The organism is Mucilaginibacter terrae, assembly GCF_042679325.1.
GTDB classification, from domain to species: Bacteria; Bacteroidota; Bacteroidia; order Sphingobacteriales; family Sphingobacteriaceae; genus Mucilaginibacter; species Mucilaginibacter terrae.
The window spans coordinates 153731-179356 of the sequence record NZ_JBHTMJ010000010.1 but is presented as its reverse complement, the minus strand read 5'-3'; the positions used below and the strand labels follow the sequence as shown (position 1 = coordinate 179356).

General features: G+C 40.9%; 21 protein-coding genes. 5 read left to right on the top strand and 16 right to left on the bottom strand.

Annotated features, from left to right (window positions below; all coding sequences use genetic code 11):
• Positions 1 to 13: 13 nt before the first annotated feature.
• Positions 14 to 2605 carry an ATP-dependent chaperone ClpB gene (gene clpB, locus ACFQ3S_RS09370; RefSeq protein ID WP_377163629.1) on the bottom strand — a complete coding sequence of 864 codons (2592 nt, stop codon included), beginning with the start codon at positions 2603 to 2605 and terminating at the stop codon, positions 14 to 16.
• 343 nt (positions 2606 to 2948) lie between these two features.
• Between clpB and ACFQ3S_RS09365 the strand changes: the two genes are divergently transcribed.
• Entirely contained in the window at positions 2949 to 4283 is a 1335-nt protein-coding gene (locus tag ACFQ3S_RS09365; protein ID WP_377163627.1) for an ATP-binding protein, read from the top strand.
• Between the two features lie 489 nt (positions 4284 to 4772).
• Here ACFQ3S_RS09365 and ACFQ3S_RS09360 read toward each other — a convergent pair whose 3' ends face one another.
• Complete coding sequence (locus tag ACFQ3S_RS09360; protein WP_377163625.1) at positions 4773 to 6194, bottom strand: ATP-dependent DNA helicase; 1422 nt, start codon at positions 6192 to 6194, stop codon at positions 4773 to 4775.
• Between the two features lie 65 nt (positions 6195 to 6259).
• Here ACFQ3S_RS09360 and ACFQ3S_RS09355 point away from each other — a divergent pair, with 65 nt between their 5' ends.
• The 3 genes from ACFQ3S_RS09355 to ACFQ3S_RS09345 all read left to right on the top strand — a co-directional run bounded on the left by ACFQ3S_RS09355 (position 6260) and on the right by ACFQ3S_RS09345 (position 8412).
• Positions 6260 to 7075, top strand: a complete 816-nt coding sequence (locus tag ACFQ3S_RS09355; RefSeq protein WP_377163623.1) for a DUF3822 family protein — start codon at positions 6260 to 6262, stop codon at positions 7073 to 7075.
• Positions 7051 to 7602, top strand: coding sequence for a 16S rRNA (guanine(966)-N(2))-methyltransferase RsmD (rsmD, locus tag ACFQ3S_RS09350; RefSeq protein ID WP_377163621.1), 552 nt, complete (start codon positions 7051 to 7053; stop codon positions 7600 to 7602). Before ACFQ3S_RS09355 ends, rsmD begins: the two co-directional genes overlap by 25 nt.
• A 111-nt stretch (positions 7603 to 7713) precedes the next feature.
• Positions 7714 to 8412 carry a ComF family protein gene (locus tag ACFQ3S_RS09345; RefSeq protein WP_377163619.1) on the top strand — a complete coding sequence of 233 codons (699 nt, stop codon included), beginning with the start codon at positions 7714 to 7716 and terminating at the stop codon, positions 8410 to 8412.
• A gap of 206 nt (positions 8413 to 8618) precedes the next feature.
• On the opposite strand, the gene ACFQ3S_RS09340 is transcribed toward ACFQ3S_RS09345, so the two are convergent.
• The 4 genes from ACFQ3S_RS09340 to ACFQ3S_RS09325 form a co-directional block, all read right to left on the bottom strand.
• Positions 8619 to 11744, bottom strand: coding sequence for a PAS domain S-box protein (locus ACFQ3S_RS09340; protein ID WP_377163617.1), 3126 nt, complete (start codon positions 11742 to 11744; stop codon positions 8619 to 8621).
• Positions 11745 to 11762: 18 nt separating this feature from the next.
• Positions 11763 to 13034, bottom strand: a complete 1272-nt coding sequence (locus ACFQ3S_RS09335; RefSeq protein WP_377163615.1) for a serine hydroxymethyltransferase — start codon at positions 13032 to 13034, stop codon at positions 11763 to 11765.
• A gap of 30 nt (positions 13035 to 13064) precedes the next feature.
• On the bottom strand, positions 13065 to 13814 hold the full coding sequence (locus ACFQ3S_RS09330; protein ID WP_377163613.1) for a segregation and condensation protein A: 750 nt from the start codon (positions 13812 to 13814) through the stop codon (positions 13065 to 13067).
• A gap of 65 nt (positions 13815 to 13879) precedes the next feature.
• The gene (locus ACFQ3S_RS09325; RefSeq protein WP_377163611.1) at positions 13880 to 14839 is read right to left on the bottom strand and encodes a hypothetical protein; all 960 of its coding nucleotides are present in this window, start codon (positions 14837 to 14839) and stop codon (positions 13880 to 13882) included.
• A 267-nt stretch (positions 14840 to 15106) separates the two neighbouring features.
• Here ACFQ3S_RS09325 and dxs point away from each other — a divergent pair, with 267 nt between their 5' ends.
• The gene (gene dxs, locus ACFQ3S_RS09320) at positions 15107 to 17035 is read left to right on the top strand and encodes a 1-deoxy-D-xylulose-5-phosphate synthase (RefSeq protein WP_377163609.1); all 1929 of its coding nucleotides are present in this window, start codon (positions 15107 to 15109) and stop codon (positions 17033 to 17035) included.
• A 75-nt stretch (positions 17036 to 17110) separates the two neighbouring features.
• On the opposite strand, the gene ACFQ3S_RS09315 is transcribed toward dxs, so the two are convergent.
• The 10 genes from ACFQ3S_RS09315 to ACFQ3S_RS09270 all read right to left on the bottom strand — a co-directional run bounded on the left by ACFQ3S_RS09315 (position 17111) and on the right by ACFQ3S_RS09270 (position 25611).
• On the bottom strand, positions 17111 to 17404 hold the full coding sequence (locus tag ACFQ3S_RS09315; RefSeq protein ID WP_377163607.1) for a hypothetical protein: 294 nt from the start codon (positions 17402 to 17404) through the stop codon (positions 17111 to 17113).
• A gap of 270 nt (positions 17405 to 17674) precedes the next feature.
• Positions 17675 to 18544: a glucose-1-phosphate thymidylyltransferase RfbA gene (rfbA, locus tag ACFQ3S_RS09310; RefSeq protein WP_377163605.1), complete on the bottom strand. Its 870-nt coding sequence runs from the start codon at positions 18542 to 18544 to the stop codon at positions 17675 to 17677.
• A 155-nt stretch (positions 18545 to 18699) separates the two neighbouring features.
• Complete coding sequence (locus tag ACFQ3S_RS09305; RefSeq protein ID WP_377163603.1) at positions 18700 to 19263, bottom strand: DUF3109 family protein; 564 nt, start codon at positions 19261 to 19263, stop codon at positions 18700 to 18702.
• 9 nt (positions 19264 to 19272) lie between these two features.
• A complete protein-coding gene (locus ACFQ3S_RS09300) occupies positions 19273 to 20064 on the bottom strand; it encodes a DUF3108 domain-containing protein (protein ID WP_377163601.1) in 792 nt (263 codons plus the stop codon).
• A gap of 138 nt (positions 20065 to 20202) precedes the next feature.
• Positions 20203 to 20625 carry a hypothetical protein gene (locus ACFQ3S_RS09295; protein WP_377163599.1) on the bottom strand — a complete coding sequence of 141 codons (423 nt, stop codon included), beginning with the start codon at positions 20623 to 20625 and terminating at the stop codon, positions 20203 to 20205.
• A 73-nt stretch (positions 20626 to 20698) separates the two neighbouring features.
• Positions 20699 to 21826 (bottom strand): RhuM family protein, encoded by a 1128-nt coding sequence (rhuM, locus tag ACFQ3S_RS09290; RefSeq protein WP_377163597.1) that lies wholly within the window; start codon positions 21824 to 21826, stop codon positions 20699 to 20701.
• Complete coding sequence (locus ACFQ3S_RS09285) at positions 21826 to 22329, bottom strand: IS1595 family transposase (protein WP_377163713.1); 504 nt, start codon at positions 22327 to 22329, stop codon at positions 21826 to 21828. Before ACFQ3S_RS09285 ends, rhuM begins: the two co-directional genes overlap by 1 nt.
• 12 nt (positions 22330 to 22341) lie before the next feature.
• Positions 22342 to 22770: a hypothetical protein gene (locus tag ACFQ3S_RS09280; RefSeq protein ID WP_377163595.1), complete on the bottom strand. Its 429-nt coding sequence runs from the start codon at positions 22768 to 22770 to the stop codon at positions 22342 to 22344.
• Positions 22771 to 22925: 155 nt separating this feature from the next.
• Positions 22926 to 23441: a DUF2480 family protein gene (locus ACFQ3S_RS09275; protein WP_377163593.1), complete on the bottom strand. Its 516-nt coding sequence runs from the start codon at positions 23439 to 23441 to the stop codon at positions 22926 to 22928.
• Positions 23442 to 23511: 70 nt separating this feature from the next.
• Positions 23512 to 25611: a peptidylprolyl isomerase gene (locus tag ACFQ3S_RS09270; RefSeq protein WP_377163591.1), complete on the bottom strand. Its 2100-nt coding sequence runs from the start codon at positions 25609 to 25611 to the stop codon at positions 23512 to 23514.
• Positions 25612 to 25626 lie beyond the last annotated feature (15 nt).

Here is a 25626-nt window from a genome sequence, read left to right as displayed (position 1 = left end):
GAACAATAGGCATTTACTCGTTCAAAAACACGAACTGGTTATCGAACATATCCAGTTTGATCTTGGTATCCCTGTCTACTTTACCGGCCAATATTTGTTTACTTAGTTCGTTCAGGATCTTCTTTTGAAAAACCCTTTTGAGCGGGCGGGCACCGTATTGCGGATCATAACCCAATTGGGCCAGCCAGTCTAATGCCTCGTCGGTGGCTTCAATTTTTACGCCCATTTCGTCCAGAGTATGTTGCAGGCCTTTGAATTGCAACTTCACAATTTCGGCAATCTCATTACGACCCAGCGGGGTAAACATAATGATCTCGTCTATCCGGTTTAAAAACTCGGGGCGAATGGTGGCTTGCAGTAGTTCGAATAACTGGCTCTTCGTTTTGGCCATTACCTCTTCCTTATTACTATCCTCAAAATTCTGGAAGTTTTCCTGAATAATGTGCGAACCAATGTTAGAGGTCATGATGATGATGGTATTCTTAAAGTTCACCACCCTACCCTTGTTATCGGTTAGGCGGCCATCGTCCAGTACCTGCAATAAAATGTTAAATACATCGGGGTGAGCTTTTTCTATCTCATCCAGCAAAATCACACTGTAAGGTTTACGGCGCACGGCTTCGGTTAATTGTCCACCTTCATCGTAACCTACGTAGCCCGGAGGCGCGCCAATTAAACGGCTCACCGAGTGGCGTTCCTGATACTCCGACATATCTATCCGAACCAATGATTGCTCATCGTTAAAAAGGAACTCGGCCAGGGCCTTAGCCAGCTCAGTTTTACCTACACCGGTAGTTCCTAAAAATATGAAGGAGCCCAATGGTTTGCGTTTGTCCTGCAACCCAGCACGACTACGGCGTATGGCATCTGCAATAGCTTCAATGGCTTCTTCCTGGCCGGCTACGCGTTTATGCAACTCATCTTCCAGTGTAAGCAGTTTTTCACGCTCGCTCTGAATCATTTTCGATACCGGAATACCTGTCCAGCGTGAAACTACGCCAGCTATATCATCAGCCGTAACTTCTTCTTTCAGCATGCGATGATCGGCCTGGTTTTCTAACAAGGCAGCTTTCAGCTTTTCTACTTCGGTCTCGGTATCTCGGATGCGGCCATAACGCAGTTCGGCAACCTTGCCGTAATCTCCGGCACGTTCGGCCTGTTCGGCTTCGTGCTTGTAACCTTCAATAGCTTCTATCTTTAAATTGATGCCATCTACTAAATCCTTTTCACTTTGCCATTTAGCACGTAAAGAGTCCCTGTCAGCCGACAGGTTGGCAATTACTTCGCTCAGGTCTTTGATCTTGCGGTCGTCGCCCTCGCGTTTAATGGCCTCGCGCTCAATTTCCAGCTGCATAATGCGGCGTTCCAGTTCGTCAACCGCTTCTGGGACCGAGTTCATTTCCATGCGCAGCTTTGAGGCTGCCTCGTCCATTAAGTCGATCGCTTTATCGGGTAAAAAGCGGTCGGCAATGTACCGTTGCGACATTTCCACCGATGCAATAATGGCTTCATCCATAATGCGCACCTTGTGGTGAGCTTCGTAGCGTTCTTTCAAGCCACGCAATATAGATATGGCATCGGCAGCATCAGGCTCTTCTACTAATACCCTTTGAAAACGACGTTCTAAGGCTTTATCTTTCTCAATATATTTTTGATACTCGTTTAAAGTGGTTGCACCAATGGCACGCAGTTCGCCGCGGGCCAGGGCTGGTTTCAGAATGTTTGCAGCATCCATAGCACCTTCGCCACCACCGGCACCTACCAGCGTATGAATCTCATCAATGAAGAGAATGATCTCGCCATCGCTTTTAATCACCTCGCTAATTACAGCTTTCAGGCGTTCTTCGAACTCACCTTTATATTTGGCACCTGCCACCAGCGCACCCATATCTAAGGAGTACACGGTTTTAGTTTTCAGGTTTTCGGGCGCGTCTCCTTTGATAATACGGAAGGCAATACCCTCGGCAATAGCAGTTTTACCTACACCGGGTTCACCAACCAATACCGGGTTATTTTTGGTACGGCGGTTCAAAATCTGTATCACACGCCGTATTTCCTCATCGCGACCAATTACCGGATCCAGCTTGCCCGATTCGGCATACTCGTTGAGGTTGCGGGCATATTTGTTGAGCGAGTTGTAAGTAGCCTCGGCGTTTTGGCCGGTTACCTTAGCATCGCCACGTAAACCGGTGATAGCCAATTTCAAATCCTTTTCGTTAACGCCGTAATCTTTTAACGCACTGCTTACTTTATCGTTAACCGATAATATACCCAGCAAAATATGTTCAACCGATACAAACTCGTCTTTAAATTCTTTTAAATAGTTGTGCGCTTTTTGCAGCGCGCTATTGGTGTTCGATGAGAAATAAATATCGCTGCCACTCACTTTAGGGTACGATTCAATTTGTTTATCGAGCGCTTGGTTCAGGCGACTAATATTTACGTTCAGCTTTTTAAGCAGATAACTGATCACGTTTTCATCAACCAATAACAATCCTTTTAGCAAATGGGCAATTTCTATAGCCTGCTGCTGATTGCCGGTTGCTATTTCGGATGCTTTTTGTACAGCTTCCTGGGCTTTGATGGTAAAATTGTTGAAATTCATGGTATTAAGTACTGTTCAAACTACTTGCCATAACGCATTTTATGTTAAAAAGTCAGGATAAAAGATTTACAAAGGACAAATTGTCTCATAGCTTTACCATAAAAACAAAACGCCTGCGTTTAAAGTAGTTGTCTACACCAACACTATTAACCCATGAAAAAACTACTCACCCTTGTATTAGCTTTTTTGATGCTGATATTACTTTTTCTTACTTACGTTTTTACCGCAAAGGATACCATTAGTTAATTAGAAATTAAACCTTGTTACCCTAACATCAATTAGCAACATGTTGTTGCTATGTGTATTAAAAAACAATTAGTTTTGATAAACTAATTAACACACCTTGAACACCTATTACTTTAAAAGTATTCCTAAAGCTTACCGGGCCGGATACCAAAAGTATTACATGTTTCAAAACTTGAATACCGTGCAGGTTGCGTGTATCCTGTTTTTTTGTTTAAATCTTGCTATACGCGTATTTGCAACCGTTTTACCGCCGGGCATTACCCATATACACAATTACCCCGAGTTTAGTGCCACTAACTGGGTTTGTCTTTTAGTTACTCCTGGCTTTTACTTGGCTGGCTACCAGCTCATCAGGCAATATGGCAAGCGGCGTAATATTGTAACCTTATCACTTATTTATGTCATCGCTTTTTGCGTGTTTTTGCTGGCTTGTGGTATTATGTTTAATTTCATTGCCACATCCGATCCCAGTAACAGTATCATTATTTACCTGGTAGCCTTAATTGCCGTAGCAGGTGTATATACGCTGGAATACCAGGAAACCCTTTTGCTTACAGTTATTAATATAGTGCTATTTACCCTGCTCCTGCTTTACGTAAGGGCTGATCCAACCGAGATAGTTTACAACGAATTATTACTCGTTGTGCTCATGGGAATCTTCTTTTTTGTATCGCGGCATGTGTATTCGTACCGGGCAAGTCATCATTTACAGTACTGGGTAATTAAAGAAAAAAATTTAGAGATAGAGAAAGCAAGTGCTTTTAAGAATGATGTACTGGGTATGGTGGCTCACGATCTGCGTAACCCTATCGGGGCTATAGAATCTATTGCCCTGCTGATGGAGATGGATGAACTGGACGATGATACGAGAGAAAACACCGGGATGATCAAGGTATCGTGCCGTAAGGCGCTCTCCATTATAAATGACCTGCTGGAAGTTGCCCGTAATGACAATAGCGATATTATGAGCTATACATTAGTAAACATGAACGATTTTTTAAAAGACATTGTACACGTTTGGCAGCACATAACCGAATTTAAAAACGAACTTGTTTTAGTAACTCCCGATTACCCTGTACACGCCGAAATAAACCAGGAAAAATTTCACCGGGTAATTGATAACCTGATCAGCAACGCTGCTAAGTTTTCTAAAGAAAAAGACCGAGTTGAAATTTGCCTGAGCGAGCAAAATCAACAGATCTATATTGAAGTGAAAGATCACGGTATGGGGATTCCACCTGCCCTGCTGCCACAGGTATTTGACCGTTTTTCAAAAGCCGGGCGAAAAGGTTTAAAGGGCGAAAAGTCTACCGGCTTAGGTTTAAGCATCTCGCGCCAAATAGTAGAAATGCACCACGGCCGTATAGAGGTACAAAGCCAGGAAGGCATAGGCTCTACCTTTACAATTAAGTTACCGCAGGTAATTAAATAAGATCAATCGGTACGCTGTTATTGCTTTTTAAAGCTATGTATTAAAGATTTACAGCACTTATTATTAAACAATTAAAATCCAGTATTATATACACTGTTTAATTATATATACACATTAGCAAATTGTAAAATTATCTATTCAATAACGTTAAGTTTCGTTATTTGAATATTCTTCAAGCATACCCAAAAAGCTATATCAATTTCTAAAATATTAATTATTGGTAAAAATTTTGTGTTATATAGATTGTTAATACAATGTTTACTATAATTATTTTACCTAATTAAGATATGAAGAAGGTATTTACATTTGTTTCAGGATTTGTTACGATTCTTTTTTTATTGGTGGTGATATTCATTAAAATAAAAGACCCACATTATTAAAATACCGCTGCCAAATTTATCAAAATCAGCATCTGCCTAAAAAAGAAATGACCAATACTATTTTAAGCAGATGCTTTTTTATGGCATAAGGTTTTTACTAATACAGCAATCATTCCATCGGATCAGAATAAAATTTACTATTAAAATTTACCAAAAAAAGCTCTTTAGTGGCGCGGGTACAAGCGGTATAAAACCAACGTAAAAAATCAGTATTTACCATTTCATCAGTAAGGTAACCCTGATCCACAAATACAGCCTCCCATTGGCCGCCCTGTGCTTTATGGCATGTAACGGCATAAGCGAATTTAATTTGTAAAGCATTATAATATGGGTTAAGCTTCAATTCTTTTAATTTATCGCGCCGGTTGGGTATATGCTCATAATCTTTCATCACTTCTAAATAAAAGCGTTTCTGATCTGTGGATTGAAGCGCTGGCGCATCCGAATATAAAGCATCCAATAACACTTTACAGTCTATTACCGGATCTTCAGCATAATCTATAAACTCCAATTGTACATCTGCAAAGCGAAAACCGTAGATCTCTTCAAAACGACGCACCTTTTTTATACGAGCAATATCGCCATTGGCAATAAACCCGGTACTATCTTCTTCCTGCTCTTGTAACCAAAAGTAATTGTTGCGTACCACCATAATCTGGTCGCCGCCGGTCAGTTCTTCTTCGCGCATAAGTATCCGGTTACGAATCTGCCGGTTGTAGAGATTGGCGTTCTTGTTCGACCGGCATATTACCAGTGTACCATCATGCCCATATTTTTGATAAGCATAGTTCAGGCCTTCTTCCAATCGCTCGCCCGTCATCCTGAACACGTCCTTATATCCCTTGGTAATAATTTGAGGAAATGATTCTTCTTCCCGCCGTATAATATCGCGCACGACTGTTACATTATATAATATACCCGAATTTTTTTCCTGGCGCAGTACTTCGGTAAGCTCAAAGCTGTGCACATCTAAGGCAAACTGGTCTTTTAGCAGTGCGGCATTCAAGGCTGGACTATGATCGCTACCTACCGGGGGCAGCTGCGCGATATCGCCTACTAACATTAACTTGCAATTCTTGGTATTGTAAACATAGTCTATGAGGTCTTTCAGCAGGGTTTCGTAGTTGTTGCCGCTAATATCATCCGATATCATAGAAGCCTCATCAACAATAAACAGGGTATCCTCGGCCAGGTTACTTGCAAGCATAAATGATTCATCCACATTCATGGCCGATTTTTTACGGTAGATGCGTTTATGTATAGTATAGGCCTTGCGCCCCGAATAAGCCGTGATTACTTTAGCCGCCCTGCCAGTTGGCGCCAGTAATACCGATTTTAACCCGTACGATCGTAAGGCTTTCACCAAAGCACCTACTATGGTAGTTTTACCCGTGCCCGCATAACCACGCAGTAAAAAGCACTCGTAGCCATTATTACTTAATAAAAATGCATGAAGCTTACCAAATAACTCATGCTGTTGGGCGGCTGGTTCATGAGGGAAAAACTGGCTTATTCGTTCGTATGGCGGCATGGTACAATTTTGGCGTTGAGCCAATAACAAAACAATGAAAAAATAGTTACTTTTGCGCATCACTCATGAACGATACATTATATCATTACATTGACCCTGATTTTAACCACACCCAGGTTGGTAATTATACTTTATTGTTGCTGTTAAGCTCCGATAATTTTTCGCTGGCGGTTATGCACCGGCAAAAACTAATGGTTTGGCGTAAAACAGCTCCACTTGCCGAATTTACCCAACCCGGTGAGGTGCAGGAAGTGTTAAACTTTGCTTATCGTGAAGTTATCACAGGTTTAGTATCACCTAATTTCACCCTTATTCCCCAAAGTTTATTTGAGGAAGATGGCGTTTCTGATGTAGCCCGTTACCTGGACGTGCAACCAACCGACCATATATTTGTTCAACCCTTGGATGCTGACAACCAGGTGATATTTAAAACCGTAGAAGCTATAATTACAGCAGCGTCAAGGTTTGATCTAAATAATGCATTATTTGGTGCCACCGGCTGGATAAAGGCTATTGCCGCCAATCAGCCTTCGGCTTATCATTTGTATTTAAACTTAAATGACCATCGTTTTGAAGTGGCTTACTTTAAACATGGTAAATTATATTTATACAACACCTTTGAGTTTACGCACGAGGATGAACTGGCTTATTATACCGTATTTGTAAGTCAGCAATTAAAATTGGACATGAGTACGATTACGGTTGTTTTAGGCGGCAACATTGCCACTGGCGATAAACGCTACCATACTATTTTAGGCGATATTTTTAAAACGGTTGAACTAAATACCTTAACCGTTGCCCATATACCCGAAAGCCTGCCCCAACACCAGTTGCTGTCCCTTACCGCCCTACAATTATGCGCATCATTGGCGGACGCTTAAAAGGACTACGGCTTAATCCACCTAAAAACCTGCCCGTTAGGCCCACAACCGACCAGGCCAAAGAAGCCCTTTTTAATATTCTGCAAAACCAGATTGATTTGGAGAGCCTTAAAATACTCGATCTTTTTAGCGGAACAGGTAATTTAGCTTTAGAGTTTGCATCGCGCTATGCCGAAAGTGTTACCGCGGTTGACCGCAGCATCCATTGTGTAAATTATTTAAAGGATACTGCCCGCCAGCACGGTTTAACGCAGATCAGTACTTTTAAAAGTGATGTTTTCAAGTACCTGGAAATGGAGACCGAACAATACGACCTAATTTTTGCCGACCCACCATACGATCTGAACCGCATACCAGAATTACCTAAGCTGATTTTTGAAAAGAACTTGTTGCTCCCAGGTGGCCTGCTTATTATTGAACATCAAAGCTTGCAAAACCTAAGCCAGCATCCTAACTTCACCGACCAAAGACGGTATGGGCATTCGTCTTTTTCATTTTTCAATATGGCAGAAAGTGAAGGGATCTAAATGTGCAAATGAGAAGATGTGCTAATGATTTTTTTACTTTCGTCTTAGAACACCGGCCTCAAAACTTAACCCACTCTTGACTCACGACTACAAACTCGCTATCTTCCGTACATGAACCTGCGCAACAGTTACCTGGCCGATTTTGTGAACCTCCTGTTTCCGCGGTTATGTCAGGCTTGTAATGCCAGCCTACTTGGCACCGAAGATTTGATTTGTACCGATTGCCTGTACAACCTACCATACACCAACTTTCATACCCAGCCCGATAATATTGTAGCTCAGCAATTTTGGGGGAAGATAGATTTACAACAAGCCTATGCCATGCTATACTTTGAAAAGGGTGGCAAGGTACAGCACCTTATTCACCAGTTTAAATATAAAGGTATGCCCAAAATTGGTAACAAGCTCGGTAATATAGCCGCAGACCAATTGCTAAATAGTACTGCCATAAAACCGCTTGATCATATTATACCTGTTCCCCTGCATAAAAGCCGGTTGCGTGAACGCGGTTTTAACCAAAGCACCTGTTTTGCCCAAGGGCTGGCAGCTAAGTTACAGGCTACTGTAGAAGAACATAATTTAATAAGAGCTATTAAAACAGCGACGCAAACGCATAAAAACCGCTTTGCACGTTATGAAAATATGAAACAAGTATTCGCTGTGAAATATCCTGAACGCTTAGAAGGGAAACATATTTTGCTGGTAGATGATATTGTAACAACAGGATCAACCCTGGAAGCCTGCGCGCAGGAACTGTTAAAAATACCGGGACTTAAATTGAGTATTGCAACTATTGCTTATGCGCTGTAAGGTGCGAGGTGCGTAAAGGAAAATTGACTTGATACTGTCATGCTTTAATATTTCTTAACTTTTTCATCAAAAAACCTGCACATCTGCATATTTTCACATTAATAATGAAACTTTCTGAAAAGCACTCCCGTACAAGTACCCGGAGCGTTTGATCATAATTAGTGGCAGGAGTTCGTTTTAAAAAGCGGCTCCTGTTTTTTTGTACTCTATTGCTGCTGGTAGCGGCTTAATTTATCGTACAGGTTTTGGGGGTCAAATGGTTTCAGAATATAATCGTTCATTCCCGCATTTTCTATTTCATTCATCTGGTTGTTAAGCATCGATGCAGTAAGGGCGATGATGGGTACCTTTTTAAAAAATTCGTCATCTTTACCGCGTATTACCTGCGTTGCTTCTAACCCACCCATTTCGGGCATGTGAATATCCATTAATATCACATCATAGTTGCGGTTGGCAACCGTTTTTTGTACAGCCTCCAAACCATTTTCGGCAAAATCGGCCTGTATACCCCATTTCTTCAATACCTTATTAATAAGCAGACGGTTGATCTGATTATCATCGGCAACCAAAACATTCATTTTTAAGCCAATTTCGGCTGTATTGTTATTAACTACGGCAGTATTATCCACTTTTTTAAAGGTTATGGTAAACCAGAAAGTTGACCCCTGGTCGAGCACACTATCCACACTAATGCGCGAATCGTGTAACTCAATTAAACGCTTACTAATAGCAAGCCCCAAGCCGGTTCCACCGTATTTACGTGTAGTATCGCTTGATGCCTGCTTAAAGGATTCAAATATAGTATTAGTTTTATTTGCAGGTATGCCTATACCCGTATCCATCACCGCAAAGCGTATGCGCACCTCATGGGCACTTTCTTTAATTACTTTTAAATCGATAGTGATGCCGCCCAAATCGGTAAATTTAACAGCATTGCTTACAATATTTAATAATATTTGAATTAAACGGGTACGGTCGCCCAAAATAAACTTAGGCACCTCAACATCAATACTTTCTTTTAAATAAATATTTTTTTCTGCTATTTTGTATTTCATCGAACTGCATACGCTATGTATTAGTTCGCGCAGGTCAACACTGGCCTTTTCAAGCTCAATGTTATCGGTTTCTATTTTGGTAAAATCCAGCACATCGTTAATAAGCGTCATCAGGTTTTCGGCCGAAAATTTAAGAATAGCCAGGTTCTCTTTTTGAGACTCGGAAGGATTATCTTCAGACAACAAGTGCGACATACCAATAACCGCATTTAAAGGGGTTCGGATCTCGTGGCTCATTACCGATATAAACATGTCTTTAGCACGGTTTAACTGTAGAGCTTCTTCTTTAGCCGCAATTAGTTCTAATTCTGCTTTTTTCTTAGCGGTAATATCTATAATAACTTCAATGTACTTTTCTATCTGCCCGGTTTCATCTAATATAACCGAATTAATTACAGTTACCCAAAGCTGCTGCCCATTTTTACGGTAAACCAACAAATCAACTTCAAAAGACTGTTTGGCTTTGGAAAGCTCACGCGATTTTTCGATTATAGAATAATCAGTAAGTTCACCTTTCAGTACATCGCCCAAGTGCTTACCCTTCACGTTATCTAATTTGTAGCCCGTAATGTTCTCAAAGGCGCTATTTACCCACTCCACATAACCATCGCTATTATTAATTACCACACCGCTTACCGTACTACTGGCTACTAAAGAAAGCGTGGTTAACTGTTCTTCTGTCTTCTTACGCTCGTTAATGTCTACACATACCGTAATCTGCCGCTCAATCTGCCCTTGTTGGTTAAAGTATGGGCTATTAGAGAAAAACATCCATTTAGGTACACCATTTTTAGGATAAGCTTTAATTTCCAACTCGTAGGGCTTGTTGTTGGCTACAGCATCCACAGCCTGTTTGAATACCTCCATGTTAGATTCTTTACCCAACAATTTGGTGCCAAACTTTTGCCCCTTCATCTCCGCTAAAGAATAGCCTGTAATTTTCTCCAGCGCTTCGTTCATCCATATTACATTGGTATCCTTATCCCTGATCAGCATACCGCTTGGAGACTTCTCTGCAGCAAATGATAGAATTTTTATATCCTGCTCTGCCTTTTTACGGTCAGTAATATCAATCAGAATTTTAATATACTTTTCAGCTTTCCCCTCACTGTTAAGTATGGGTGAGTTCATAACAGACACCCACATGGAGTGCCCTTCTTTATGCTGAATTTGTGCTTCTATATCAAAAGCCTTACTTGTTTTAAGAAGCGTATCTACCTGATTCTTAATTTCATGATTGGCAAAATCGCCCATCAGCGTTGAGCCCATACGTTTGCCCAACATATCGGTCAGGTTATAGCCGGTTATTTTTTCAAAGGCATCATTTACCCAAATAATATGATTATCGGCATTGGCAATAGCTACACCATTACTTACCTTACTCGCCACTAATGAAAGTTGCTGTATTTCGGCCTGTACCTTCTTTTGTTCGGTGATATCCCGACCGCTGGCATACCATTTACCATCACGATTAATGGCGGTCCAGCTAACATATTTTTCCTTGCCACCTTTAGTTACTACGCAAGTTTCTAATTCAAAAGCCCTTTTACTACGCAAACCAACTTCAATTTGCTGGGCAAACTGGTTACGGTTTTGGTTCACCACAAATTCCCATAACGAACGGCCTATTAAATCCGCGGCTTTATAACCTAATATAGTTTCTACCGCATCGTTTACCAGTTCAATTTTAGATGTTTCGTCGGCAATGTAATGGATTTCCGATGAGCTGTTAAACAGCATAAAGAACTCTTTGTGCTGCTCTACACTTTTTTCGAGTTCCTTTTTTTGTTTACGCAAAGTAAGGTGAGAAATTACCTCTCCGGCCAAGGTGGTTAAAGCGTCGCGCTGTTCGTCATTTAAAGTTTTAGGCTTTTGATCGAACACGCAAAGTGTGCCCAAACGATAACCATCGGGATCAATTAAGGGGGCGCTGGCGTAAAAACGCACCATGCCTGCCTTTACACCATCAAAATGTGCGTACAGGGGATCTAATTCAGCATCTGGAACTTCTACCAATACATCACCCAAGATGGTGTATTGGCAAAAAGTTTGAACCCGTGGAGTTTCGGATATAGGCATTCCAATGGCAGATTTGTACCATTGACGTGTTTCATCTATAAATGATATTAAAGCAAACGGGGATTGACTAATATACGAAGCTAACCGGGTAATGGCATCATACTCAGCTTCTGGAAAGGTATCCAAAATATCATAAGTACGCAGCGCCTTTAAACGTTCATCTTCATTATCAGGTACAACACCCGGGGTTAATATCATATATAATATATTGTTTTCTTAGCTATAAAGCGGAAACTTCTCAGTTAAAGCATGTACGCTTTTACGTATTTTTTTTATAGAAGGTTGGCTTTCGGGGTCTTTTATTACCGCGTCTATCAGTTCGGCAATTTGCTCCATTTGCTTTTCTTTCATTCCGCGCGTGGTTACCGCTGCCGTACCTATACGGATACCGGATGTAACGAAGGGTGACTTATCATCATAGGGCACCATGTTTTTATTCACGGTAATATCGGCCTGTACCAAAGCATTTTCGGCATCTTTACCCGAAATGTTTTGGTTACGCAGATCTATCAATATCAGGTGATTATCGGTACCGCCCGATACAATTTCGTAACCTAAGTTAACCAGTGCTTTAGAGATGGCCTGTGCGTTCAGTTTTACCTGGAGTGCGTATTTTAAATAATCATCGCTTAGGGCTTCATGAAAAGCAACAGCTTTAGCTGCAATAATATGCTCTAACGGACCACCTTGCGTACCTGGGAATACGGCAGAATCTAACAGGGCCGACATTTTCCTGATCTCACCTTTAGGCGTTTTCAGTCCCCATGGGTTTTCAAAATCCTTACCCATCATAATCATACCGCCACGTGGACCGCGCAGGGTTTTGTGGGTAGTAGTGGTAACAATATGGCAAAATGGAAGTGGGTCTATCAGCAGGCCGCGGGCTATTAAACCAGCTGGGTGCGAAATATCGGCCAGTACCAAGGCGCCAACCTCATCGGCCACCTGGCGAATGAAAGCATAATCCCAATCGCGCGAATAGGCCGAAGCACCGCAAATGATCAGTTTTGGTTTTTCGCGCAGGGCAACCTCGCGGAGTTGTTCGTAATTAATTAACCCGGTATCTTTTTTTACACCGTAAAAATACGGCTGGTATAGCTTACCCGAAAAATTTACCGCCGAACCGTGCGTTAAGTGACCACCGTGCGAAAGGTCGAAACCTAAAATTTTATCACCCGGATTTAAAACCGCCAGCATTACAGCAGCATTGGCCTGCGCACCCGAGTGCGGTTGTACGTTTACCCATTCGGCGTTGAACAATTGCTTGGCACGTTCAATAGCAATAGTTTCAATTTCGTCAACAATTTCACAGCCGCCGTAATAACGTTTACCGGGCAAACCCTCAGCGTATTTGTTGGTAGCTACAGAGCCAGCAGCTTCCATTACCTGCTTGCTTACAAAGTTTTCGGACGCAATAAGCTCCAGGCCTTCTTCCTGGCGTTGCTGCTCATCGTCTAATAGTTGAAATATTATTTTATCTTTTTTCATGATGTATCGAGGCGCCTAAGTTAATCAAAATCAATGGTCTGTTCGAGTTGCTATCCAAAAATTATTATAATTGAGCCCTATTTGTATGTCAATTAATTCTTGTTGCAACATCTCTAACATGGCTAAAAAGTTATAGATAAAATGAACCCGGTTATCGGAGTTCTTTACCATACCATCAAAATCCATCCGACCGTTAATACGCAACAAATCACTAATAGCTTGTTTTTGCTTTTCGATGGTGTAGGGGTATTGCACCACGGTGTGGGTAACTTCTTCGCTACGGTTTAAATACCTGCGGTTAATCCGTTCGTACACCTGCATTAAGCGATATAGGGTAAGGTCGGCCAGTTCTTCGCCGGGTATGGCCACGGCTTCTATGTCCGCCAGTTCGGCTGCTATATTGCCCCGTCGTTCCTGTTTAATGCGTTCTTCTTCTAAAGGACGCAATTGCTCGCAGAGGTCTTTAAACTTTTTATATTCAATGAGTTTGCGAATAAGATCCTCTTTGCTATCGGCCTCGGTCTCCCCGTTTTCGGCCTCATAGCGGGGCAGCAGCATTTTAGCCTTAATGCGCATGAGTGTAGAGGCCACAAAAATAAATTCGCTGGCCAGCTCCATGTTCAAGCTACTCATCTGGTGTAGGTAATCCAGAAAATCATTGGTAATGCCGGCAATGGCTATTTCATGAATGTCCAGTTCATCGCGCTCAATAAAAAAGAGCAGCAAATCGAAAGGGCCCTCAAACTGTGGTAACCGGATGGCAAAACTATCTTCGGTCATATATTTTAAAGATAGGGAATGCAGTTGAAGGTTTTATGAGCAAAATTTGCATACATTCGGCTAAGCTATCGCTCCAGGATGTCCTTAAAATCGTAATGATCTACTTTTTTTGTTTTGTTCAATTGCCAGTTGGGCAACTCATTAAAAACAGCATACATTAAAAACTTCTTTTCCTTGTCTATGCCTGGTATTATTTTCCCAATTGATTTCCTAACTGCCTCGTGTTCTTGTTTTAGCATTACGGTATCCTTTAATCTGATCTTAGACAGATACATGACCAATGGAAAACGACCTTCATCCGTATCTTTATTCACAACCATAAAAATAACTGGGTGTGTTGGTACCTGGTTCATAGCTAATGGGAATTTGTACCGGCTTCCAACTTCATCAGATAATTGAGTGTAAAACTTATCCATTTCACTCTGCAGCGCATAACGCCACATTACATTAGGTGTGGAACAATTACGGGCCTGTTCCATAGAACTCATAGCATTACTGATATAACTACTCTCGTACTGTTTTTGCGCCTGTTGGTATAGTTGTGGAGCCGATTTACCATCTATGGTTAAAGGATTAAGTTCCAGTTCGCAAAGCTTCCAACCGTAATTTAATTTATTGTAAATGGCGCTTAATAACCATTGTTCGGCACCCTCGTTCACCATATAAAAAGCCACATACATTTCGCGGGTTGTAGGCTGGTAGGTCAGTGTATAGCTATTTATACCATGATCGGCTTTCATAGTGTTGTCCTTATTAAAGTCATGCACCATGTAATATTCATCAAGCGGTATGGTTTTACCTTTTCGCATCCGAATGCTGCACAGCTCAATTAACCTTACCTTATTCACATCTTCGAGCATAGTTTTCGACATGATCTTTTCAATAAGCTTAGGATTATTGGCTTTTAAACCCTCGAAGAGCACTTTGTTCAATTCACTAAAATCCTCCCGCACACTTGCATCAATCCCATCGTTTCGCCAGGCACCGGGCTCATGCTTGGAGCAACCGGACAATACTATCAGCATAAACAACGAAAAACATAAGGCAAGAAAGCTGCGCTTACAAGTTTGGGTTAACATATTAATTAAGGCTTAATGGCTCAAATATGCTCATAACATTTGTAAAATTACACGATTGCTTTTCTTATCCAACCTTCTTTTTTAACAGTTAATTATTAATTGCACCACTGAACAATTTAGATTTGTTACAAACAAACCTCATTAGTATATTGTCGTATTAAATTATCAACTAAATTAACTTACTTTGTAAGTTAATTATCCGCAATAATATCCATGCAAGTACCTGCCGGCAATTTACTTCAAAAAATAGATTATCCTTCTGATTTAAAGAAGTTTAGCGAAGATGAATTAGAGACTATATCGCATCAATTGCGCCAATACATCATTGATGTAGTATCGGTTAACGGCGGGCATTTTGGCGCCAGTTTAGGCGTGGTTGAGCTTACCGTTGCCCTGCATTACGTGTTAAACACCCCTTACGACCAATTGGTATGGGATGTAGGCCACCAGGCTTACGGTCACAAGATTTTAACCGGCCGCCGCGATAACTTTCACACCAACCGCATGTATAAAGGCCTGAGCGGTTTCCCTAAACGGTCGGAAAGTGAGTATGATACCTTTGGCGTAGGCCACTCTTCTACCTCTATTTCGGCAGCTTTAGGTATGGCTGTTGCCTCCCATTATAAGGGCGAAAAAGACCGTCAGCACGTAGCTGTAATTGGCGATGGAGCTATAGGCGGTGGTATGGCTTTTGAAGCTTTGAACCACGCCGGGATAGAAAACAGCAATTTGCTGGTGATCCTGAACGACAATAACATGTCGATTGACCCTAACGTGGGTGCCTTAAAGGAATACTTTGCCGATATCACTACTTCTAAACCCTACAATAGTTTCCGGGCCGATATTGGCTACATGCTATCCAAGATCTCTGCCATTGGCCCTGATGCATTAAAGTATGCCAAAAAGATTGAAAAGAGCATCAAGGGCACATTGCTTAAACAAAGCAATTTCTTTGAGTCATTAAAATTCAGGTATTTTGGCCCAATTGATGGTCATGATGTAAAGCATTTGGCTAAAGTACTGCGCGATTTGCGCGATATACCAGGCCCTAAAGTTTTGCATTGCGTTACCGTAAAAGGTAAAGGTTATGCCTTGGCCGAAAAAGACCAAACTAAGTGGCACGCTCCCGGCTTGTTCGACAAAATAACCGGCGAAATTAAAAAGACGTACTACGAAAAACCTCAACCTCCCAAGTACCAGGATGTTTTTGGACATACCATTATTGAATTAGCCGAGCAAAATCCTAAAATTATGGGAATAACGCCAGCTATGCCATCGGGCTGCTCGTTAAACTTGATGATGAAGGCCATGCCAGATCGTGCTTTCGACGTGGGTATTGCCGAGCAGCACGCGGTAACTTTTTCTGCCGGATTAGCCTCGCAGGGATTGGTGCCTTTTTGTAATATCTACTCCAGCTTTATGCAGCGGGCTTATGATCAAGTGATCCATGATGTAGCCCTACAAAAGCTTAATGTAATATTTTGTTTAGATCGTGCCGGCTTTGCCGGAGTGGACGGACCTACGCACCACGGTGCTTATGATTTGGCGTATATGCGTTGCATTCCTAACCTGGTGGTATCGGCTCCTATGAATGAGGAAGAACTGCGCAACCTCATGTACACCGCACAGCTCGAAAATGCTGGTCCGTTTGTAATACGCTACCCCCGTGGCAATGGTGTAATGGTGGACTGGCAGCGGCCCATGAAAGCCGTTACCGTTGGCAAAGGCCGTAAAATATGTGATGGCGAGGAACTGGCTATTCTATCCATAGGTTCTATTGGCAACGAAGTAGTAAAAGCTACTTCTGAACTGAACAACGACGGTTTATACCCTGCCCATTACGATTTGCGCTTTGTGAAACCATTGGACGAAGCCATGCTACACGAAGTATTTACCAAGTATAGTAAAGTAATTACGGTAGAAGATGGCTGTGTTGACGGTGGTGCCGGAAGCGCGGTATTAGAATTTATGGCTGATAATAAGTACAGTGCCGAAGTTGTACGTTTGGGTATCCCAGATGCGGTAATTGAGCACGGCGAACAACCGGAACTATGGGCCGAATGTGGCTTTGATGCTGCCAGCATTGTACGCACCGTGAAGAACATGGGCGTAAAGCAAAATCAGCATATTATAGCTTCTTAGAAGCTCAGAACATAGAATAAGGAGTCAAGAATATAGACTTTATGATGCCCGGCAGTAGAGCTGGGCATTTTTTGTTTATGATACCCTAACCACTGTTTGACCAAAGCGTAGCAAATCAGGATTTAATCCCAGTTCCTGCATGCGGTCGGTGTCCATGTCTATAACCACACCTTTTTCGTAGGCACCTTTGCCGCTAAATTCGATCTCTATACCTTGATCAAAGAAAGCCTGACGGAGATGGTCGCGTTGAGTGGTGCCGGTTTCGGTGATGACTGCATCCAGATTGGGTACGGGTACGAATTTTTGCAAGCCCTGCACTACACTGCTCACCGCAGGTGTGGAAATATTGTTCACGCTATTTTGTTCCATATCCAACTAAAAAACTTCATAAAACCTCATAAAACTTCATTTTTATTCATGTAAGCTCACTTTCAGGCGTTAACTTTAATGAAAAAAAATACAAATTGTGTGGAAATAGTTTTCACGCATGAACGCTTTATGAACGGTTTGTAAACGCTTTTGTGAACACTTTTCTAAACCGAATTTTCCCAGTCGTCGCAAAAAATCCTTTATAGTACGGTGTTAAATATCCGCAACATAAAGGACTCATTAATCAATAAAGTACAGAGTTGTGCCTGTTTACTTTGCTTGTTTCAATATTTTCATCAGGAACTGGCCGTAACCGCTTTTCACTAATGGCGCAGCAATTTCGGCTAACTTACCAGCATCAATAAAACCCATGCGGTAAGCTATCTCTTCAATACAAGCTATCTTGATACCCTGACGTTCTTCTATAACCTGAACAAATTGTCCGGCTTGCATCAGCGAGGCAAAGGTACCAGTATCTAACCAAGCCGTACCACGACTTAGTATGGCTACTTTAAGTTTGCCACGGTTAAGGTATTCTTTGTTAACATCGGTTATTTCGTATTCACCACGCGGAGACGGCTGAACGTTTTTAGCAATTTCTACCACGTCGTTATCATAAAAATAAAGACCGGGTACGGCATAATCAGATTTAGGCTCTGTTGGTTTTTCCTCTAACGATATAGCGTTGTTATTGCTATCAAACTCAACTACACCATAACGCTCAGGATCGGCTACCTGGTAGGCAAACACCATACCACCTTCTGGGTCAGCGCTTTCCTGCAACAAGTGCGAAAGGCCATCGCCATAAAATATGTTGTCACCTAAAATGAGGGCTACCTTATCTGTTCCAATAAAATTTGCACCTATAACAAATGCTTGTGCAAGTCCGTTAGGCTCGGCCTGTATAGCGTACTCAAAACGGCAACCTAAACGCGATCCATCTCCCAGCAGCTTTTGAAACTGCGGCATATCATGCGGCGTAGAAATAATCAGGATCTCTTTGATACCGGCCAGCATCAGCACCGATAGCGGATAGTAGATCATCGGTTTATCGTAAACCGGCATTAGCTGTTTACTTACAGCTAATGTTAACGGGTGCAGCCTGGTACCAGAGCCGCCGGCAAGTATTATTCCTTTCACAGTTATATTAAGTGTTAGATGTTGCTTTTTTATTCCGTTATTGCGAGGTACGAAGCAATAGCTGCGTTAAAAAAATAGACTACCACCTATCATGCAGTAATTGCTTCATACCTCGCAATGACGATTTTTATCAGGCCTAAGATATAAAAAGCTTTTTAAATACCTGCTAATTTATCTTCGAGCTCCTGGTACCACTCGGCACCGTATTTTCGTATGAGCGGTTCTTTTAAAAACTCGTGAACTCTCACTTTTAACTCATCTCCAAAGCTACAAGCGGGGCTGCAAATGTTCCAGCGATCGTAATGTAGCACGTCAAACTCGGGGTAATTGGTTATACGGATAGGGTACAAATGGCAGGAAATAGGCTTGCGCCATGCTACCGCTCCTTGCTCCCACGCTTTTTCAATGGCACATTTGGTAATACCGTTTTCCCAGGTTACGTAAGCACATTCTTTATTTACGTCTACACAGGGGGTAGTATAATCACCTTCAAAATCGGTTACATGGGTGCCTTCCCTTTCAATGGTGGCAATACCTTTAGCCGTCATGTAAGGCTTTACTTTAGGGTATATTTCTTTCAGAATGTCCAGTTCATCGGCCGCCAACGGCGCACCCGAATCGCCCTCCAGGCAGCAGGCACCTTTACACTTATTTAAATTACAAACAAAATTCTCGTTCACTACATCTTCGTGCAGTAAGGTACTCCCAACTTCAATCATTCTATTTTGTTACTTTTTTATAGGGTTTAAATTATTTTTAAGCCCCTTGGCTGCAGTGAGGTCCATAGTTACACTCCCCACCACCAGTTCCACATGTGCCTTAATGGGTATGCGGTTATTATCATCACTTACCCAAAGGTACAACTTACTGTTCTTACGAAAGATGCGGCCGGGTATAATGGTGGGATTAAATTTTAAACAGTTGAATGTTCCTAACGAGCATTCGGCTTTTTCTTTACCTAAATAGGTAATACCCAGCGTATGGATGCCATCTTCCGAAAAATATTGCAGGTCGAACTTATCGCCTACTTTTAATTTAGATACATCGAGGCAACGGGCAAAATAATAGGCTGATGGAAAATCGAACACCTTGCCGGTAAACGGAAATTCTCCATTTTTAGCGGTTATCTTTTTGGTTTGATGGTTGAAGGTAACCCTATCGGTACGCTTGTACTTCGCTTCGTGCCGGTCTTCGGTATATAAATAAGGGAGCAGGGTATTATGGTCGGTAAAGGTTTCGTACCGGTTACGCACTTTGTAAAAAACATCGAACGTACCGGCGGTATTACCATCGGCAATAATATGCCAGGCTGGTTTTCCCTCAAATTTGGTATCGGCATCTTCTACCCGTAAATGGGCTTCGGCACCGGTAAACCAACCGTACTTAAGCCGGTAGCTCAACTCTTCGCCTGCTTTAAACGTTGGCTCAGCCAGTTTAACGGGTTCCTGGGCATGGGCTACCAACAAAGAAATGAGAAGTACTGCTACAACAAATAGTAAGCCTTTAATTAATCTATTCATAACATGAACGCTATTATGCTTTGGTATAAGACTTCAAGTATAACATTAAGTTTAATAGCATTATGTAGCATATAGCAAGACACAAAGTATTGGTAACTATATACCACTTTACACCGTATCTAATTTGTAAGATAATTATTATTTTACTATAAGACTATCGCGGATATAATCGTCCAACATTTTTGCAACATTGGGTTTGCTTTTAACTTGTTCTTGCAATCCGACAACCATTCTTGCAGGTAACTTCAGTTCAAGACTTATTTTGCTTTTATCAAATATTAAAAACCCTTTGGGTTGTCCATAATTAAACAAATCACGTTGTTTAACCTTTTCATCATAAAACATGTTCAATGCAGACAAATAAGCGGTGGTATCATTCTCTGATTTAATCGTGAACACTGTATCCTTCTTTAAGAATGTACCTAATTTATCATCATACTTATCTCTATACAAAGTCATACCATAGGACTTTGTATTTTTACTTTCAATATGTTTGTTGGTTTTTTCTTTACAGGAAATGAAAATAATTAAAGCGATAACTATAAAAAATATTTTTTTCATTTAAATCTGATATTAATAAAAAGAGCCACTTGTTAGGTGGCTTAAATATATGAATAAGTTGTAGTTTTTACATCTATTTTAACACAACAACACCAGATTCTAAATCATCGTCCTCATCGTCCTTTTTATCTTTTTTAGGCTTGTAGTTTAAGGCTGTATTTAGTTTAGTATTAAAGTCCGATAGTGGCTCTTTTGCTTTTACCTCTACAAAATCAGCCGGGGTTGCGCTTTCTGCCAAATATTTCTTAAGCCCTTTTGTTTCATTTTTAAGCTGAATAGAAAACTTATCGAATTCCTTTAATGCTATTTGTTTTCCAACCTCTGCGCTCACTTTACCAGCGTCATAAAGTATAGGCTTTTCATTTAGTTTTAAAAAATCTATTAGTTTAGATACCCATGTTGCCATGTACATAGGGCGTTTTTCTACGCTTTGCAATTCAGCGAAAGACAAAAACTGATCGGATAGTAGATTTAACCTTTTAATCTCTAATTCGGTTAGGTAATTTTTTGCTACCACTACATCTTTTTTTGTTAATGCTGTGCCACCGTATGTATATAAACCCATGTTGTCTTTGTAGGCATCGGCGCGTTCTTTTATCAATTCAGCTGCTGTATGGCCATGTATAGCGTAATGAAACATGTTTTGAACGGTAGCAAAGAATTTTTTGGCTATCTCTGAATTACTGTCATAATCCATGCTTGTGCTTGCAAAAATATCTTTAACCTTATCCCAAAAATTGCGCTCCGATACCCTTATTTCCCTTACACGTTCTTGTAGCTCATCAAAGTAGTTTGATTTTTGACCTTTCAGTTTAGCATCATCTAAAACAAACCCCTTTACTACAAACTCTTTTAATTGATTGGTTGCCCAAATTCTAAAATGCGTTCCCTGAATAGTATTAACTCGATATCCTACAGATATTATGGTATCAAGATTATAGGTTAGAACGTCTCTTTTAACCTTTCTGTTCCCCTCAATTTGAACTATTGAATTTTTTTCAATAGTTGTAGATTCATGAAGTTCTCCACTTTCATAAATATTTTTTAAATGAACATTTATATTGTCAACACCTGTTTGAAATAGTGCTGCTATCTGTTTCTGAGTAAGCCAAACAGTGTCTTTATCCTTATCGATATTTACCTCTATTTCAGTATTTCCGTTAGGCGTTCTATAAATTAGTAACTGGCTATTATTCTCCATTATTTAATTAGGTTATTATAGGTTAAACGATTGTTACAGTTTGAAAGTAGTGTATTAAAACGAACTAAATCAGTTGCCTTGCGACTGTTAAAACGGAAAGTAAACTCGTCAGCATATTTTTGAATGTGCTTTGGTGATATGTAATGATAAATACCTATTACCATTCTATCAAATTGTGAGAAGCAGCCCTCAATGCCGTTTGTATAATTGTATCCCCGTCCGTACTCTTTTTTTCCATGATCTACAACGCCGTGATAAGCGTAATCTTTGCCAATTTTGAAATAAGTATTAGCCGTATCAGTCATTAAAACAGATTCTAAGTCCACGTTAGCCCTTAATAAGTCAGGCACAAAATCGGTTGGTTTAACGGCCTGTAAACGTAGTCTACTGCCACGTTCCATTAAGCCCAGCAGAACGGTCTTATTATTGTTGCGGTCTGCTTTAGTTTCGGCTATAACTTTACGCTTTTTGTTGCTCATATTTTTGGCCTTACCGCCAACTATGGTTTCATCAACTTAAACAATTACACCCGAACCACCAAGCTTATTATCGTTATCGATTTCAGTTTCGGCACTTTCAATGCCGAAACAATTACGGATGCGTTGTAACATAAACCAAGCGGTTTTTTGAGTTACGTTTAAGTCACGGCCTAATTGAAGTGAAGATATACCTTTTTTGTGTGCGGTAACAAGGTATATGGCAAGAAACCAAGTTTGTAATTCAACTTTGGTGTTATCAAATAAAGTAGCGGTACGAACGTTGAAATACTTACCAGTATTTTTACATTTGTAACCACGTGCGGTAGTGTAAACTTTAGATGTTTCATCAAACGGGCTAACTACGTTGCCGTTCCAACGTAATTGCTCTAAATGACTAATACAGGTTTTTTCATCAGGGAATGCCTTGATTAACTCTCTTATTGATTTAATCTCTATATTTATCATTGCGTTTCGATTACAATGTAAATATAGAAGTTAATTACACCAATTACAATTTATTTAAAAGTAATTGGTGTAAAGTAGTATATAGTTACCAAAGTATTGTGTCTCTACGGTTAGTTACCGGATGTAGAGGCAAAACACTTTGTGTGTTTATATAATCAATCTTTCCTTTTATAAATGGGCACCGTTGAGCAAGGTTCACCAAACATCAGGCTTTTGGCTATGGGGGTCAATCTTTTGGTTAGTTCTACATAAGCCGATGTAGGTACCGGCACATCGCCGCAGCCTTTTAACACGATGCGCTGATCGCGGTACTGTTCAAAATCTACTTTCGACATTGACTTTTCGAACAGCACAGTTTCCAATACTTCGGCATTGCCAAATACCACCTCGCGGGCATAAGGGGCCAAACGGTTAGCCAGCAACATATAAGCCCAGGCAGGTACAATGGCGTCGGCACTACAGGTAACGGCTATGTTTTTACCGGCATACTGAGTCCAGTCGTGCGTTTTAACAAACTCCCTAAAGTCCTTTTCGCGAAGCATTAGTTCCATAAACAGGTTATTTTTAATATCGTAGATCACCCTTTCGCCCTCGGGGTAAAAACTGGCCGGATCGAGCGTTACTAAACCGCTTTGTGCTACTTTATTTACAAACGTTTCCTGAATATCCATAATACTTAAAATAAAAAAATCCGAAAGCAGCATAACGCCACTTTCGGATGTAAAATTACTTTAATTTTTGCTATAAGAATTTAGCGCGGTAATCTTTTACATTCGCCTTATCTTTCAGGGCATCAAATAAACGGTTATCGGCCTGTTGCATCATGGTTTGGCTGATCTGCTCTTTTTCGCGAACCGTGTTAGTTAACGGAGCAGGGTTCAGGAAGCTATCTAAAGATACTACGTAAACACCATTTGCACCTTCAATAGCCTTCGACAGCTTTTTAGGCTGCATACCAAATACAGTACCTATTACTTTGTATTCTAATGATAAACCAGGAATAACAGGGTTAGCAAAAACAATATTTTCTATCGGTACCACCTGAGACCCTGCTTTTTGAGCCACTTGCTGCAAGCTTGATGCACCGTTTAAGGCCGATTGTAATTTTTCACTTAACTGACGGGCTTTTACTCTCGTCAATACTTCAGCTTTGATCTGATCTTTAACATCCTCTAAAGCTAAAACACCTTGTTTTTTTATTTTAGTCAGGTGAGCAATTACATACTGATCGCCCAGGGTATAAACCTGGTCAACCACATCACCCTTTTCGGCTTTGGTAAATGCCCATTTAACCAGTTCGCGGGCGTTATCCAAACCTGGCAAAGCCGAAGCTGTACCTGTTACATCGATGGCTGGCTTTACAGATAAACCTGCTTTTTTAGCTTCCTGCGCAAAGTTGTCATTATTTACATTAGCTAAAAATGTTTGTGCTTTATTATAAGCAGCACTTTGCGTTTTATCGGTTGCTACCAATGGCTTATCAACCACGGCTACTTTCACCACTTTAGATGAACCTTTTTGGCTTAATACATTAATTAAGTGTACCCCAAACTCTGATGTTACAATTTTAAGATCGCCTGGTTTACCATTGAATGCGGTTTCTTCAAATACAGGAACCATAGCACCACGGCCAAACGTACCTAAATCGCCACCCTTTTCGCCCGATGCTTTATCCTCGGAAAAGTTTTTAGCTAACTCGGCGAACGGACGACCGCCTTCTATCAGCTTTTTAACCGAATCGGCCTTGGCCATTGCTTTGTCAACACCGGCGGCAGTACTAAATAAAATATGACGTGCCGAAACCGAATCGGAACCTACGCGGCTGTCAACCAGTTTGGCAACCTTGTAACTTCCGCCAGATACAAACGGACCATATATAAAGCCCGGAGTAGCGTTAAACATTACCGAATCCAAAGCCGGATCTAACTGGCCTTTGCGTTTATACATTAACGGGGATTTTGTTTCAGAATTGATCTGTACAAAAAGTGAATCGTTAGCCGCAGTTTTAAACCCAGGGATAATTTTTTCCAATTGTTGCTTAATAGCGGCTGTATCACTTTTTGATGGTGAGGCGTTAAAGCTAACATAGTCAAAGCTTCTTAACTCCTGTGGGTTGTTAAATAATGGTTTATGCTCATTATAGTAGCTTTGGTAATCATCGTCAGTTACGGTAACCTTATTATCGGCCAGTGAACTGTAAGGCAATTGTACATAACTAAACTTAGCCAGTTTGTTTTTGGCCTGGTAGCTATCCTGAGCCTCTAATGAGTTTACATATAAACCATTATGTACTAAAGCGAAATATTTTTCTACTCTTTTTTGCTCAATTAATGAAGTAACCAAACCGTTCCATTGTTTTAACATCGGGTCGCCTGATTTGGCAGTTTGAATCTGGCGTAAAAAGTTATCTAAGCCGGCACGGTTAAACTGACCGGTTTTTTGATCGGTAAAATACTGGGTGATCTGTTGGTTAGGGGTTGGCCCGCTAACCATGGCTTGTGTTTCGTAAGTACCAACTACCAAAGCTAATTTATCAACTTCCTTTTTAAGGATGATGCTGCTTAAAGTTTGGTTCCAGGCATTTTCCTGTACATAATCGGTAATTTGTGGCGTTAAACTGGTTTGACCCGATTGTTGCATAAACATTTCGGTGCCTTGTTTAACTTTTTCCAGATAACCTTCATAAGCAACCTTCTCGCCTGCTACTTCAGCTATGGTGGTTTGATCGCCACCCATATAAGAGCGGCCGTACGTAATTACTTCGCCTGCAATAAAGGCAAAAAGCGCCACGCCAATGATCACAACTAAAATTGTACCCATGCGTTCACGCAAAAAACTCATTATACCCATATAACC

Excerpts from the sequence above, each read along its gene's own strand:
- clpB (WP_377163629.1), bottom strand. The coding sequence starts at position 2,605 with ATGAATTTCAACAATTTTACCATCAAAGCCCAGGAAGCTGTACAAAAA.
- ACFQ3S_RS09360 (WP_377163625.1), bottom strand. The coding sequence starts at position 6,194 with ATGCCGCCATACGAACGAATAAGCCAGTTTTTCCCTCATGAACCAGCC.
- ACFQ3S_RS09355 (WP_377163623.1), top strand. The coding sequence starts at position 6,260 with ATGAACGATACATTATATCATTACATTGACCCTGATTTTAACCACACC.
- rsmD (WP_377163621.1), top strand. The coding sequence starts at position 7,051 with ATGCGCATCATTGGCGGACGCTTAAAAGGACTACGGCTTAATCCACCT.
- ACFQ3S_RS09345 (WP_377163619.1), top strand. The coding sequence starts at position 7,714 with ATGAACCTGCGCAACAGTTACCTGGCCGATTTTGTGAACCTCCTGTTT.
- ACFQ3S_RS09340 (WP_377163617.1), bottom strand. The coding sequence starts at position 11,744 with ATGATATTAACCCCGGGTGTTGTACCTGATAATGAAGATGAACGTTTA.
- ACFQ3S_RS09335 (WP_377163615.1), bottom strand. The coding sequence starts at position 13,034 with ATGAAAAAAGATAAAATAATATTTCAACTATTAGACGATGAGCAGCAA.
- ACFQ3S_RS09330 (WP_377163613.1), bottom strand. The coding sequence starts at position 13,814 with ATGACCGAAGATAGTTTTGCCATCCGGTTACCACAGTTTGAGGGCCCT.
- ACFQ3S_RS09325 (WP_377163611.1), bottom strand. The coding sequence starts at position 14,839 with ATGCTGATAGTATTGTCCGGTTGCTCCAAGCATGAGCCCGGTGCCTGG.
- dxs (WP_377163609.1), top strand. The coding sequence starts at position 15,107 with ATGCAAGTACCTGCCGGCAATTTACTTCAAAAAATAGATTATCCTTCT.
- ACFQ3S_RS09315 (WP_377163607.1), bottom strand. The coding sequence starts at position 17,404 with ATGGAACAAAATAGCGTGAACAATATTTCCACACCTGCGGTGAGCAGT.
- ACFQ3S_RS09305 (WP_377163603.1), bottom strand. The coding sequence starts at position 19,263 with ATGATTGAAGTTGGGAGTACCTTACTGCACGAAGATGTAGTGAACGAG.
- ACFQ3S_RS09300 (WP_377163601.1), bottom strand. The coding sequence starts at position 20,064 with ATGAATAGATTAATTAAAGGCTTACTATTTGTTGTAGCAGTACTTCTC.
- ACFQ3S_RS09295 (WP_377163599.1), bottom strand. The coding sequence starts at position 20,625 with ATGAAAAAAATATTTTTTATAGTTATCGCTTTAATTATTTTCATTTCC.
- rhuM (WP_377163597.1), bottom strand. The coding sequence starts at position 21,826 with ATGGAGAATAATAGCCAGTTACTAATTTATAGAACGCCTAACGGAAAT.
- ACFQ3S_RS09280 (WP_377163595.1), bottom strand. The coding sequence starts at position 22,770 with ATGATAAATATAGAGATTAAATCAATAAGAGAGTTAATCAAGGCATTC.
- ACFQ3S_RS09275 (WP_377163593.1), bottom strand. The coding sequence starts at position 23,441 with ATGGATATTCAGGAAACGTTTGTAAATAAAGTAGCACAAAGCGGTTTA.
- ACFQ3S_RS09270 (WP_377163591.1), bottom strand. The coding sequence starts at position 25,611 with ATGAGTTTTTTGCGTGAACGCATGGGTACAATTTTAGTTGTGATCATT.